Here is a 12,641-nt window from a genome sequence, read left to right as displayed (position 1 = left end):
TGCGAGACTAAGCCAGCCCTCCGTCACATGGGATATCCTAAATGCCGAACACAGCATGTTGTCGGAGCGGTCAGCTCAACATCCAGGCAATATAGAGGAGCGTCAATGCGATCACCCAGAGCGCGATCCTGCCCGAGCGGTTGTGCCGCGCCTCGGCCCTGCCGATCGCCTCGGCCGTCTGATCGTCGAAACGCAGGCCGTGTTCGCTCATATGCAGCAGCTGATGGTGGAATTTCTCGGTTTTTGCTGCGATTTCGGGCGCGGCTTCGGCGAGCTTGACCGCCGCCTTCAGCCCATCCTTGAGATCGGTGACGATCCGTTTCGGGCCGAGATTGGTGCGGATCCAGTCGCCGACGACGGGCTCGGAGGCCTTCCACATATTGAAACGCGGGTTGAGCATGCGCGACACGCCCTCGACCACGACCATGGTCTTCTGCAGCATCACCAGCTCCGGCCGTGTCGCCATGTCGAAGAGTTCGGTCACTTCGAACAGCAGCGTCAGCAGCTTGCCCATCGAGATCGTTTCGGCGGGCTGCCCGTGGATCGGCTCGCCGATCGCCCGGATCGCCTGGGCGAAGCTTTCGACATTGTGGTGGCCGGGCACGTAGCCGGCCTCGAAATGCACCTCTGCGACACGGATGTAATCGCGGGTGATGAAGCCATAGAGGATTTCGGCGAGGAACCGCCGCTCCTTCTTGCCGAGCCGCCCGACAATACCCATGTCGACCGCGACGATCATGCCGCCGGCATCGACGAAGAGATTGCCGGGATGCATGTCCGCATGGAAGAAACCGTCGCGCAGCGTGTGGCGCAGGAAAGACTGGATCAGTGTGTCGGCGAGCAGGTTGAGGTCATGGCCGGCCGCGCGCAGCCCCTCGACGTCAGACATTCTCGTGCCGTCGATCCATTCCATGGTGATGACGTCGCGGCCCGTGCGCTCCCAGTCGACCTTCGGCACGCGAAAGCCGGGATCGCTGTCGGTGTTTTCGGCAATCTCCGAAAGCGCTGCGGCCTCAAGGCGAAGATCCATCTCCACCTTCGTCGTCTGTTCCAGCGTCTTCGTCACCTCGACCGGCCGCAGCCGCCGACTGGAGGGCATGAAGCGCTCCTGCATATGAGCGACCAGGTACATTGCCTCGATGTCGTGGACAAAACGCTGGCGCACGCCCGGTCGTACGACCTTGACGGCGACCTTCCTTCGGCCTTCTGTCGTTTCGACTTCGGCGGGGTGCACCTGCGCGATCGAGGCGGCGGCGATCGGCTCGCCGAAGCTCGCATAGAGTTCATCGACCGGCCGCCCGAGCGATCCTTCGATATTCGCCTTTGCGGCCGCCGAGGGAAAGAAGGCCATCCGGTCCTGTAACTGAGACAGGTCGTTGGCGAATTCGACGCCGACGACGTCAGGCCGCGTCGCCAGGAACTGACCGATCTTGACATAGGAGGGGCCGAGCCGCTCGACGGCCTGTGCCAGCCGATCGCTGCGCTTCTGATACCGCGCCCTGCCGCGCTCGAAAATCGTGACGAAGGATTTGGCAAGTGCGACCGAAGGCGGCAGTCCTTCGGACGGCAGGGCCGACACGACGCCTTCGCGCACGAGCACCCAGCCGACGCGCCAAAGGCGAAAATAGGCTCCGAAAGTGCTCATGCTGAAGTGCCCCGCCGAGGGAGGTTCGTCTTTTTTTCCTTCATTCCCTCAGAGCTTCCAGCCGGAATGGAGCGCGGCGATGCCGCCGGTATAATTGGTATAGGTGACGCGCGAAAAACCAGCCTGGCGGATCATCGCCGAAAAATTCTCCTGGTTCGGAAACTTGCGGATCGATTCCACCAGATACTGGTAGGGTTCGGCATCGCCGGTAATCGCCTTGCCGAATTGCGGAATGGCGTTGAACGACCAGGCGTCATAAATCTTGTCGAGAAGCGGCATGTCGACTTCCGAAAACTCCAGGACCAGCAGCCGACCGCCGCGTTTCAACACGCGATAGGCCTCGGACAGCGCCTTGTCGATTCTCGGCACGTTGCGGATGCCGAAGGCGATCGTATAGGCATCGAAGCTGGCGGCCTCAAACGGCAGTTCCTCGGCATTCGCCTCAATGAAGGTGAGATTGTCGGAAAGCTTCTTCTTTGCCGCCCGTTCGGCGCCGACGCCAAGCATCGAGCCGTTGATATCGAGCACCGTCGCATGTGCCTGCCGACCAGAGGCCTCGATGATGCGAAAGGCGATGTCGCCGGTGCCGCCGGCAACGTCGAGCACCTTGTAGCCCGGCTCCTTGCGCGGGTTGAGCGCCGAGATCATCGCATCTTTCCAGACCCGGTGCATGCCCATCGACATGACGTCGTTCATGATGTCGTAGCGCTTGGCGACCTTGTGGAATACCTGGTTGACCAGACCCTGTTTCTCGCCGCCCGGCACCTCGCGGAAGCCGTAAGAGGTCTCCATGCCGCCATCGGCGGAAGTGCGGCTTTCTGACATCAGGCTGCTCCGTTCCTTGAAGATCGGCGCGGCGACCGTAGCGAAAGACCGCGCGCGACGTTATCACTGGACCGCGCTCTCCGCGGCACATGGCGCTATAGCGCACATCGTCCTCGGTTGAAACACGTTCGATAGAGATGGGTTAAGATGCCGGAATTGCCAGAAGTCGAAACCGTCAAACGCGGCCTGGCGCCGGCGATGGAAGGCGCTCTGGTTGCCAGGCTGGAACTGCGGCGCAAGGATTTGCGCTTCCCCTTTCCCGATGCCTTGGCGGACAGGGTTTCCGGACGCACCATCGTCGGTCTCGGCCGCCGCGCAAAATATTTGCTGGTCGATCTCGACGACGGCAACACGCTGATTTCCCATCTCGGCATGTCCGGTTCCTTTCGCATCGAAGAGGGCGCCGCCTCCGCAACGCCGGGGCAATTCCACCACGCACGCTCGAAGGACGAGAAACACGATCACGTCGTTTTTCATCTGCAGGGTCCGGACGGGGTTCGCCGCGTCATCTACAACGACCCGCGCCGCTTCGGCTTCATGGATATGGTCGGACGCGCCGATCTTGCCGCCCATCCCTTCTTCCGCGATCTCGGCCCGGAGCCGACGGGAAACGAACTCGGCGCTGCTTATCTGGCCGAACGCTTCCAGGACAAGGCGCAGCCGCTGAAGAGCGCGCTACTCGACCAGAAGAACATTGCCGGTCTCGGCAATATATATGTATGCGAGGCGCTGTGGCGCGCGCATTTGTCGCCGCTGCGTGCCGCCGGCACGCTGGTGACGCCGGGCGGCCGGCCGAAGCAGCGGCTCGACCTGCTGGTCGCCTCGATCCGCGACGTCATCGCCGATGCGATCGCCGCCGGCGGCTCGTCGCTGCGAGACCATATCCAGGCCGACGGATCGCTCGGCTATTTCCAGCATTCCTTCTCCGTCTATGATCGCGAAGGTGAGGCTTGCGGCACGCCCGGCTGCGGCGGTACGGTCGGTCGCATCGTGCAGGCGGGCCGCTCCACCTTCTATTGCGCCGCCTGTCAGAAGTAACAGTGAGAAACCGGGAGAACAGCATGGCTTACGAGACCTTGATCGTCGAAACCCGAGGCACTGTCGGCCTCGTCACGCTGAACCGCCCGCAGGCGCTGAACGCGCTGAACTCCACTGTGCTGAGGGAACTGAAGCGGGCCTATGCCGCTTTCCATGAAGACGATGCCGTCGGTGCGATCGTGCTCACCGGCTCCGAACGCGCTTTTGCCGCCGGCGCCGACATCAAGGAGATGCAGTCGCTTCAGTTCGCCGATATCTATAAGAGTGATTTCATCAGCGGCTGGGATGACGTCGCCAAGGCGCGCAAGCCTGTCATCGCTGCCGTCAGTGGTTTTGCCCTCGGCGGTGGCTGCGAACTTGCCATGATGTGCGATTTCATTATCGCTTCGGAGACCGCGAAATTCGGCCAGCCGGAGATCACCCTTGGCGTCATTCCCGGCATGGGCGGCTCGCAGCGGCTGACGCGCGCCGTCGGCAAGGCGAAGGCCATGGACCTGATCCTGACCGGCCGCGTGATGGATGCGGCCGAGGCGGAACGATCCGGACTCGTTTCGCGTGTGGTGGCGCCCGAGCGTCTCATCGACGAGGCTTTGGCCGCGGCCGAAAAGATCGCCTCGCTTTCACAGCCCTCGGTCATGATGGCCAAGGAGGCGGTCAACCGCGCCTTCGAGACGACGCTGGAGGAAGGGTTGCGGTTCGAACGCCGCCTGTTTCATAGTCTCTTTGCCACGGACGATCAGAAAGAAGGCATGGCCGCCTTCATCGAGAAGCGCAAACCTGCCTTCAAGCACCGTTGAATCCTTTTCGGCGCTTGCTGCCGGAAAGCTTGAAAATCCGCGTTGACGTGGGCCGGCTTTAGGGTTATATGCCCGCCCACGGTTCGGAAAGCCGCTCTGGTTTTCCGCGATTGCTCCCGTATTGCTGGATTTGGTGGCCGCAGGGCCCGCGGTAATGGCGGAGTTTGTTCGAATTCTTGAGAGAGGCATCCATGGCCAATACAACTTCGGCGAAAAAAGCGACCCGCAAGATCGCCCGCCGTACCGACGTCAATAAGGCTCGTCGCTCGCGCGTGCGTACTTTCGTTCGCCAGGTCGAAGAGGCCATCGCATCCGGTGACGCCGACAAGGCGAAGGCAGCTTTCCTGGCCGCTCAGCCGGAACTCGCCCGCGCCGCCAGCAAGGGCGTGCTGCACTCCAACACGGCATCGCGCAAGGTCTCTCGCTTGGCAGCTCGTGTGAAGGCTCTGTCGGTCTCCACGACCGCGTAATAATCCATTAACGACCTCCTCGTTATGATTAGCCCGGTAATTTTACCGGGCTTTTTCGATTCCGCCGAACAACCTCTGCATGGTAAATCTCACGACTGTTTCGTGTCAGTGCCATGACATGAAAAATACTTCAAAAACAAGTACTTGCGCAAGGATGCTTTCCCGTTGCGCGACTCTGGCCGAACCTTTGCGGATCACGGGCGAGTCAAGAAGATTTTTATTTTTTTTCTTTCTTTGCGTGTCAAAATAGCCCGAATGGGGAATCTCTTTGATTCAACTGCGATTCTTTTTTGACGCTGGTGTGACGCCCGAAAAGGGCGGCCGGAGTCAATGGCCGCATCTTAATTTTGCGTAAAATTCATCGTTGATCTTGCCATTTGATCCTGCCTAAATGGCGTCCAACAGAGGGCGCGGACATCACCTGCAGAGTTCGGTCTTAACTGCCACGTCGGCAGGGCGATGAATTTGTGCCATCTGTTACGGAGCCTTGCGCTTCCGTTTTTTCAAGCACTTGACGGATTTGGGCCGTAACGTGGCTGTTACGGGGCAGGGATGTTTTGTGCCTATGGCGACCACACGTTTAACGTGAGGCTGCCGGATAGGGATAGTAATATTGCGTTCGGGCTGGTCGGCCGAAAACGAGGATTGACCGACAGCCTGGCACGGAAAGCCAATGAAGGCGCCGCATGAATGCGGTACCTGCAACGGACTTCTGTGTCGTGTTTGAGTGAACCGGCAGGCGAGTGGCTTCATGAGGATGCCGCCAGCCCGTCAAAGCGGGGAATGATCGGGCGGCTGTTTTAGCGGAGGCCGCCCGGTGGAATTGAAAGGCGGCATTATGCAGATGAATACGATGATGGCAGGCGGGCTCGACAATGGGGATGCGGCACCGCAAGCGTTCGGCTCCATGCGCCAGGAAGTGGGGGAAGCTAAGGCGGAAATGAAGCAGAGCATTTTGTTTGAGCGCGTCAGCGCGCGCTTGAAGGCCCAGGTCGGTCCTGACGTCTATGCCAGCTGGTTTGCCAGGTTGAAGCTGCATTCGGTCTCGAAGAGCGTTGTTCGCCTTTCGGTTCCCACGACCTTCCTGAAGTCGTGGATCAACAATCGTTATCTCGATCTCATCACCGGTCTGTTCCAGGCCGAAGACCCGGAAATCCTGAAAATCGAAATCCTGGTGCGCACCGCAACGCGCAGCGGCATGAAGGCCGTCGACGAGGTGGTCCAGCCCGAGCCGGCTGCTCCCGCGCAGATGCGCCGTCCGCCGAGCGCCCAGCCGGCCGGTCAGGCCGTCCAGCAGGCAGTTTCGGCCGTTGCCGCCGCAAGGCCCGCAAGCCTCGGTACCCCGCTGTTCGGCTCTCCGCTCGACAACCGTTTCACCTTCGATACCTTCGTGGAAGGCAGCTCGAACCGCGTCGCGCTTGCGGCTGCCAAGACGATCGCGGAAGTCGGCTCCGGCGCCGTACGGTTCAATCCGCTCTTCGTCCATTCGACGGTCGGGCTCGGCAAGACTCATCTCTTGCAGGCGATCGCCAATGCGGCGGTCCAGAACCCGCGGGCCCTGCGTGTCGTCTATCTGACGGCCGAATATTTCATGTGGCGCTTCGCCACGGCGATCCGCGACAATGACGCGTTGACGCTGAAAGACTCGTTGCGCAACATCGACCTCTTGATCATCGACGACATGCAGTTCCTGCAGGGCAAGATGATCCAGCATGAATTCTGCCATCTCCTGAATATGCTGCTCGACAGCGCCAAGCAGGTCGTCGTCGCCGCCGACCGCGCGCCATGGGAGCTGGAGTCGCTCGATCCGCGCGTCCGCTCGCGCCTGCAGGGCGGCGTTGCCATCGAACTCGACGCGCCGGATTATGAAATGCGCCTCGAAATCCTCAAGCGGCGCCTGGCTGCGGCCCGGCTCGAGGACCCCTCTCTCGAAATTCCCGCAGACCTCCTGCAGCATGTCGCCCGCAATATCACGGCCAGCGGCCGGGAACTCGAAGGCGCCTTCAACCAGCTGATCTTCCGCCGCTCCTTCGAGCCGAACCTGTCGATCGAACGCGTCGACGAATTGCTCGCCCATCTCGTCGGTTCGGGCGAACCGCGCCGTGTACGCATCGAGGATATTCAGCGCATCGTCGCCAGGCATTACAACGTCTCGCGCCAGGAACTGGTCTCCAATCGGCGCACCCGCGTCATCGTCAAGCCGCGCCAGATCGCCATGTATCTGTCGAAGACGCTGACGCCGCGCTCCTTTCCGGAAATCGGCCGCCGCTTCGGCGGGCGCGATCACACGACCGTGCTGCATGCCGTGCGCAAGATCGAGGAGCTGATATCAGGTGACACCAAGCTTTCGCACGAAATCGAGCTGCTGAAGCGGCTGATCAACGAGTAATCGGCGGACCTGTCGGGAAATTTGACGGCTGGAAGCGATTCCAGCCGTTTTCCTTTATAAGCTTTTTATTCTATACCTCCCCGCGTCCAAGAAGAGCGCCGAACGGCGCATGGGAGGGAATGAATGAGTTTCGAAACGATCGCCGTTCTCGGCCTCGGCAAGGTCGGGCGGCTGGCGGCAACGCTTTTGCATGAAGGTGGCTTCAAGGTCATTGGTGTCGATGCGCAGCTGCCCCTGGGCGAGCTGCCCTTCACATGCCGCGCAGGCGACATATCCGATCCGCAGGTGATCGGCGAACTGCTCTCGAACGTTGAGGCGGTGCTGTCTTGCCTGCCCTATCACCTGAACATCGAGCTGGCTCGCGCTGCCCATCTTGCCGGCATTCATTACTTCGATCTTACGGAAGACGTCCCAACCACCAATTTCATCATCGAACTGTCGAAGACCGCCCGCGGACTGATGGCGCCGCAATGCGGCCTGGCGCCCGGTTTCGTCGGCATCGTCGGCGCAAGCCTCGCCGACGGCTTCGATCGCTGCCGATCGATCCGCATGCGCGTCGGCGCCCTACCGCAGCATCCGACGGGTCTTCTCGGCTATGCCTTCAACTGGTCGCCGGAAGGCGTCGTCAACGAATATCTGAACGATTGCGAGGTCATCGAAGCCGGCGTGCGCAAGCTCGTCTCGCCGATGGAGTGGCACGAGACCATCTATGTCGGTGGTGTCAAGCTCGAAGCCTTCACGACATCGGGCGGCCTCGGCACCATGTGCGACACCATGCTCGGCACAGTTGACAATCTCGACTACAAGACCATGCGTTATCCCGGCCATATGGAGCTGATGAACTTCTTCTTCCATGAGCTCTTGATGCGCGACAAGCGCAAGCTCGCCGGCGAGATCCTGACCAATGCCAAGCCGCCTGTCGAAGACGATGTCGTCTACGTGCACGTGGCCGCGGAAGGCACGGAGAACGGCAGCCTGCGTCGCAAGGAATTCGTGCGCGCTTATTACCCGATCGAGATCGCCGGCGCCCGCCGCACAGCGATCGCCTGGACGACGTCGGCCTCGGTCGTCGCCGTCATCGAGATGGTCCGCGATGGTCTCTTACCGGCGTCCGGTTTCCTGCACCAGGAACACATTCCGCTGGAGATGTTCCTGAAGACGCCGACCGGCAGCCTCTTCAAGGCAGGCGCCACCAGCCACGGCTGAGAAGATTTTTCGGCGCGGGCAGCGATATCGTTACCGCGCCGGAACTCTTATGGGTGTCAGCAGGCGAGATCGGCGACGACGGAATCGAGGATCAGCATGCCCGATGGCGTGCATCGCAGCCGCGAATTGCCGATCCGCTCGACGAATTTATGTTCGAGCAGGAATTCCTCGCGTTTCGGGTCGAGCTCACGGCCCGAAAGCTGCTGCCAGCGGGCGAGATCGACGCCTTCCCTGAGCCGCAGTCCCATCAGCAGCAGTTCGTCCGACTGTTCCTCGAAACCGAGCCGCTCCTCATCGAGAATGCCGTGGCCGTCGCGCTCGACCATCTCGAGCCAGGCTTCCGGCTTGCGCTCGGTCGCCGTCGCGAGCTTCTCATGCCCACGCGTCAGCCGGCCGTGCGCGCCCGGACCGATGCCGGCATAGTCGCCGTAACGCCAATAGGTCAGGTTATGGCGGCTTTCGGCACCCGGCCGGGCATGATTGGAAACCTCGTAGGCGGGCATGCCCTCACGCGCCGTGATCTCCTGCGTCGCCTCGTAGAGCAGGGCCGATTGCTCGCCGTCCGGCACGATCAGCTTGCCTGATTTGTGCAGGCCGAAGAAGGGCGTGCCTTCCTCGATGGTCAGCTGATAGAGCGACAGATGGTCGACCGCATAGGAGATCGCTTCCTTCAGTTCCTTCTCCCATTCCTCGACCGTCTGCTCCGGCCGGGCATAGATGAGGTCGAAGGACATGCGCGGGAAGATCTCGCGCGCCAGCCGGATCGCCTTCAGCGCGTCGGCGACGTCATGCAGCCGGCCGAGGAATTTCAGATCGCGGTCGTTCAGCGCCTGTACGCCGAGCGAGACACGGTTGACGCCGGCCGCGCGGTAGCCGCGGAACCGTTCGGACTCGACGCTCGACGGATTGGCTTCCATGGTGATTTCGATGCCGGCGGGCACATGCCAGTGCCGCGCGATGCCGTCGAGAATGGCATCGACCGTTTCCGGCTTCATCAGCGATGGCGTGCCGCCGCCGAGGAAGATGCTCGTCACCGTCTTCGGCCCGCTCATTGCCCGAACTGCCGCCATCTCCTTCAGAAAGGCCGATGCAAAGCGCTCCTGGTCCACCGGCTGATGGCGTACATGGCTGTTGAAGTCGCAATAGGGACACTTCGCCGCGCAGAAGGGCCAATGCACATAGACGCCGAAGCCGGGCTCGCCGGTATCGGGCAGCAGCGCGGCGTCGCGCGAGAGGCTTGGCGTATCGAAATTGCCCACGAACAGACCTTATGCCTCCAGGCAGGTTTCGACGAAAAGTTTGAAGGCACGGGCCCGGTGCGACAGCGCCTGCGGCTTGCCGAGGTTCCAGCCGTGTTTCTCCTCGCCGCTCATTTCGCCGAAGGTGACGTCATAACCCTCGGGCTGAAAGACCGGATCGTAGCCGAAGCCTTGCGTGCCGCGCGGCGGCCAGACGACATGGCCTTCGACCTCGCCGCGGAAAAGCTCGGTATGCCCGTCCGGCCAGGCAAGGCAGAGCACGCTGACGAAACGCGCCCCGCGCTGTTCAGGCGTCGTTGCGCCGGCATCCTGCAGCGCCTTTTCCACCTTGGCCATCGCCATGTCGAAATCGCGCGTGCCGTCTGCGGTCTCCGCCCAGTTGGCGGTGTAGACGCCGGGATCGCCACCGAGCGCGTCGACCACCAGCCCGGAATCATCCGAAAGCGCCGGCATGCCGGCGGCATTGGCCGAGGCCACCGCCTTGATCGTCGCATTCTCCTCGAAGCTCGTGCCGGTCTCGTCAGGTTCGACGAAATTCAGTTCGGCCGCGGATTTGGCGGTGAAGCCAAGCGGCCCGATCAATTCCTGGATCTCGCGGATCTTGCCGGCATTGTGGCTGGCGACGACGATTGTTTTGGTTTCGAGCTTGCGCATTCAGATATCCTGTTCGAGGCCCCAGATTTTTGCCTCCGCGCATTCCAGGCTGTTGCCGGCAGGGTCGCGGAAATAGATAGAGCGGCCGCCATTTGGCCAGTGCACCTCGGATTCGATCGCGACATCAGCCGCCTTCAGCCGTTCGGCCATGGCATCGATATTGCGGCCGGACACACGAAAACAGGCATGGCCCTGGCCGGTCGCGCCGTGCGGCGGCACCTGCAGCGCGTCGGCTGCCGGCGGCCTTATTGTTTCCTCGGGGTTGAAGATGAGGAGAACGCCTGGCCCACAGCGGAAGAAGACATGCCGGTTGCCGGCGCGGGAGATCTTTTCAAGCCCGAGAACGCTCTCGTAGAACGTCTCGGCCTGATCGAGATCGCGCGCATAAAGCGCCGTTTCCAACATGCCTTCCAGCATGGCATTCATCCCGCAATCGCCTCTTTCTGCAGGGTGACGAGTTCGCTGATGCCGTTCTTGGCAAGCCGCATCAGAGAGCTGAATTCCTCTTCGCTGAACGGCGTGCCTTCGGCCGTGCCCTGGATTTCGACGATGCCGCCGGCGCCGGTCATGACGAAGTTCGCATCGGTCTCGGCAGAGGAATCCTCAAGATAATCGAGGTCGATCACCGGCTGGTTGGCGAAAACGCCGCAGGAGATGGCGGCGACATGATCCTTCAGGACCCGGTCGACCTTGATCATGTTGCGGCTTTCCATCCATTTCAGGCAATCGTAAAGCGCGATCCAGCCGCCGGTGATCGAGGCCGTCCGTGTGCCGCCATCGGCCTGGATGACGTCGCAATCGAGCGTGATCTGCTTTTCGCCGAGCGCCTGCAGATCGACGACGGCGCGCAGCGACCGGCCGATCAGCCGTTGGATTTCCTGCGTGCGGCCGCCCTGCTTGCCGGCGGCGGCCTCGCGTTTCATGCGCTCGCCGGTCGCCCGCGGCAGCATGCCGTATTCGGCCGTGACCCAGCCCTTGCCGGTGTTGCGCAGCCATGGCGGCGTCTTTTCCTCGAGGCTTGCGGTGCAAAGCACATGCGTATCGCCGAATTTCACCAGGCAGGAGCCTTCCGCATGCTTGGAAAAATTGCGCTCGAACGAGACCTTGCGCATCTGGTCGGTTTTTCTGCCTGAAGGCCGCATTCTTATCTCCTGGAGTTGCTGACCGCTTCTACGATTGGCGGCGCTCATTTGCAAATTCCCTTTTGCCACGCGTGCGAGTTTGACTATATTTTCGGGAGCATCATCAGCGTGGGTTCAAGAGGTTCATGGGCATCAGGTCGACGTCGGTTTCGGATGCCGTTGCTGCGCTGGACGAGCGCTCCAGAGAAATTTTTCGCCGCATCGTCGAGGGTTATCTCGAAAGCGGCGAGCCGCTCGGCTCGCGCAATCTGTCGCGCCTGTTGCCGATGTCACTCTCGCCGGCGTCGGTGCGAAATGTCATGAGCGATCTCGAGGAACTCGGTCTCATCTATTCCCCCCATGTCAGCGCCGGCCGGCTGCCGACCCAGATCGGGCTGCGCTTCTTCGTCGATGCCTTCATGCAGATCGGCGATCTCTCCGCCGAGGACCGCGCCAGTATCGACCGGCAGGTGCGGGCCGAAAGCGGCGGTAATCCGGTGGAATCGATGATGAACGAGGCGAGCCGCATGCTTTCCGGCATCTCGCGCGGGGCCGGCCTCGTCATCACCTCGAAAAGCGATCCGGTGCTGAAACATGTCGAGTTCATCCGGCTTGAACCGACAAAGGCGCTCGCCGTGCTCGTCGGCGATCACGACCAGGTGGAAAATCGCATCATCGAACTGCCTGCAGGCATCACATCGTCGCAATTGACGGAGGCGGCGAATTTCCTCAACGCGCACATGTCCGGCCAGACCCTGCCGGAGCTGCGCAAACAATTAAGCCGTCTGAAGGATGACGTTCGCCACGAGCTCGATGCGCTCTCGCGCGATCTTGTAGAGCGCGGCATCGCCGTCTGGGCCGGCAGCCCGGAAGAGGGAAAGCCCGCCCAGCTGATCATCCGCGGCCGCGCCAACCTGCTCGAGGGCCTTGCCGGCGCCGAAGATCTCGACCGGCTTCGCATGCTGTTCGACGATCTCGAAAAAAAGGACAGCCTGATCGAGCTTCTCAACCTGGCCGAAAGCGGTTCGGGCGTGCGCATCTTCATCGGTTCGGAAAACAAGCTCTTCTCGCTGTCCGGCTCGTCGCTCATCGTCGCGCCCTATCGCGACGATGATGACCGGATTGTCGGCGCTGTCGGCGTCATCGGCCCGACGCGGCTCAATTATTCCCGCATCGTGCCGATGGTGGATTACACCGCTCAGCTCGTCTCCCGCCTGTCGCGCAATCCGCTTTGACG

The 12,641-nt window shown here is 61.6% G+C and carries 12 protein-coding genes; 6 read left to right on the top strand and 6 right to left on the bottom strand.

What is annotated here, in order from left to right; translation table 11 throughout:
* Nucleotides 1-70: 70 nt before the first annotated feature.
* Both ubiB and ubiE read right to left on the bottom strand, forming a co-directional pair.
* Nucleotides 71-1,645, bottom strand: a complete 1,575-nt coding sequence (gene ubiB / locus CO660_RS15625; protein WP_097599464.1) for a 2-polyprenylphenol 6-hydroxylase — start codon at nt 1,643-1,645, stop codon at nt 71-73.
* A gap of 48 nt (nt 1,646-1,693) precedes the next feature.
* On the bottom strand, nt 1,694-2,470 hold the full coding sequence (ubiE, locus tag CO660_RS15620) for a bifunctional demethylmenaquinone methyltransferase/2-methoxy-6-polyprenyl-1,4-benzoquinol methylase UbiE (protein WP_097599463.1): 777 nt from the start codon (nt 2,468-2,470) through the stop codon (nt 1,694-1,696).
* Nucleotides 2,471-2,617: 147 nt separating this feature from the next.
* On the opposite strand from ubiE, the gene mutM reads away from it, so the two are divergent.
* The 5 genes from mutM (at nt 2,618) to CO660_RS15595 (ending at nt 8,370) form a co-directional block, all read left to right on the top strand.
* Nucleotides 2,618-3,508 (top strand): bifunctional DNA-formamidopyrimidine glycosylase/DNA-(apurinic or apyrimidinic site) lyase, encoded by an 891-nt coding sequence (mutM, locus tag CO660_RS15615; protein ID WP_097599462.1) that lies wholly within the window; start codon nt 2,618-2,620, stop codon nt 3,506-3,508.
* A 23-nt stretch (nt 3,509-3,531) separates the two neighbouring features.
* The gene (locus tag CO660_RS15610) at nt 3,532-4,305 is read left to right on the top strand and encodes an enoyl-CoA hydratase (protein ID WP_097599461.1); all 774 of its coding nucleotides are present in this window, start codon (nt 3,532-3,534) and stop codon (nt 4,303-4,305) included.
* Nucleotides 4,306-4,496: 191 nt separating this feature from the next.
* Nucleotides 4,497-4,775, top strand: coding sequence for a 30S ribosomal protein S20 (gene rpsT / locus CO660_RS15605; RefSeq protein ID WP_064800423.1), 279 nt, complete (start codon nt 4,497-4,499; stop codon nt 4,773-4,775).
* An 838-nt stretch (nt 4,776-5,613) separates the two neighbouring features.
* On the top strand, nt 5,614-7,164 hold the full coding sequence (dnaA, locus tag CO660_RS15600) for a chromosomal replication initiator protein DnaA (RefSeq protein WP_097599563.1): 1,551 nt from the start codon (nt 5,614-5,616) through the stop codon (nt 7,162-7,164).
* Nucleotides 7,165-7,287: 123 nt separating this feature from the next.
* Nucleotides 7,288-8,370: a saccharopine dehydrogenase C-terminal domain-containing protein gene (locus CO660_RS15595; protein WP_097599460.1), complete on the top strand. Its 1,083-nt coding sequence runs from the start codon at nt 7,288-7,290 to the stop codon at nt 8,368-8,370.
* 56 nt (nt 8,371-8,426) lie between these two features.
* Here the strand turns inward: CO660_RS15595 and hemW are convergent, their stop codons facing one another.
* Genes hemW through rph form a run of 4 tightly spaced genes read right to left on the bottom strand, consistent with a single transcriptional unit; the run spans nt 8,427 to nt 11,425 of the window.
* Nucleotides 8,427-9,629, bottom strand: coding sequence for a radical SAM family heme chaperone HemW (hemW, locus tag CO660_RS15590; RefSeq protein WP_097599459.1), 1,203 nt, complete (start codon nt 9,627-9,629; stop codon nt 8,427-8,429).
* 9 nt (nt 9,630-9,638) lie between these two features.
* Entirely contained in the window at nt 9,639-10,283 is a 645-nt protein-coding gene (gene rdgB / locus CO660_RS15585) for an RdgB/HAM1 family non-canonical purine NTP pyrophosphatase (RefSeq protein WP_085776708.1), read from the bottom strand.
* Complete coding sequence (locus CO660_RS15580) at nt 10,284-10,709, bottom strand: VOC family protein (protein ID WP_097599458.1); 426 nt, start codon at nt 10,707-10,709, stop codon at nt 10,284-10,286.
* Nucleotides 10,706-11,425, bottom strand: coding sequence for a ribonuclease PH (gene rph, locus CO660_RS15575; RefSeq protein WP_085776710.1), 720 nt, complete (start codon nt 11,423-11,425; stop codon nt 10,706-10,708). The genes CO660_RS15580 and rph overlap by 4 nt, the downstream gene beginning before the upstream one ends.
* A gap of 125 nt (nt 11,426-11,550) precedes the next feature.
* On the opposite strand from rph, the gene hrcA reads away from it, so the two are divergent.
* Nucleotides 11,551-12,639 carry a heat-inducible transcriptional repressor HrcA gene (gene hrcA / locus CO660_RS15570; RefSeq protein WP_085776711.1) on the top strand — a complete coding sequence of 363 codons (1,089 nt, stop codon included), beginning with the start codon at nt 11,551-11,553 and terminating at the stop codon, nt 12,637-12,639.
* Nucleotides 12,640-12,641: the final 2 nt, after the last annotated feature.

The organism is Rhizobium sp. L9 (assembly GCF_002531885.1).
GTDB lineage: Bacteria > Pseudomonadota > Alphaproteobacteria > Rhizobiales > Rhizobiaceae > Rhizobium.
The sequence above is the reverse complement of the archived record's forward strand: the minus strand, read 5'-3'. Positions and strand labels throughout refer to the sequence as shown.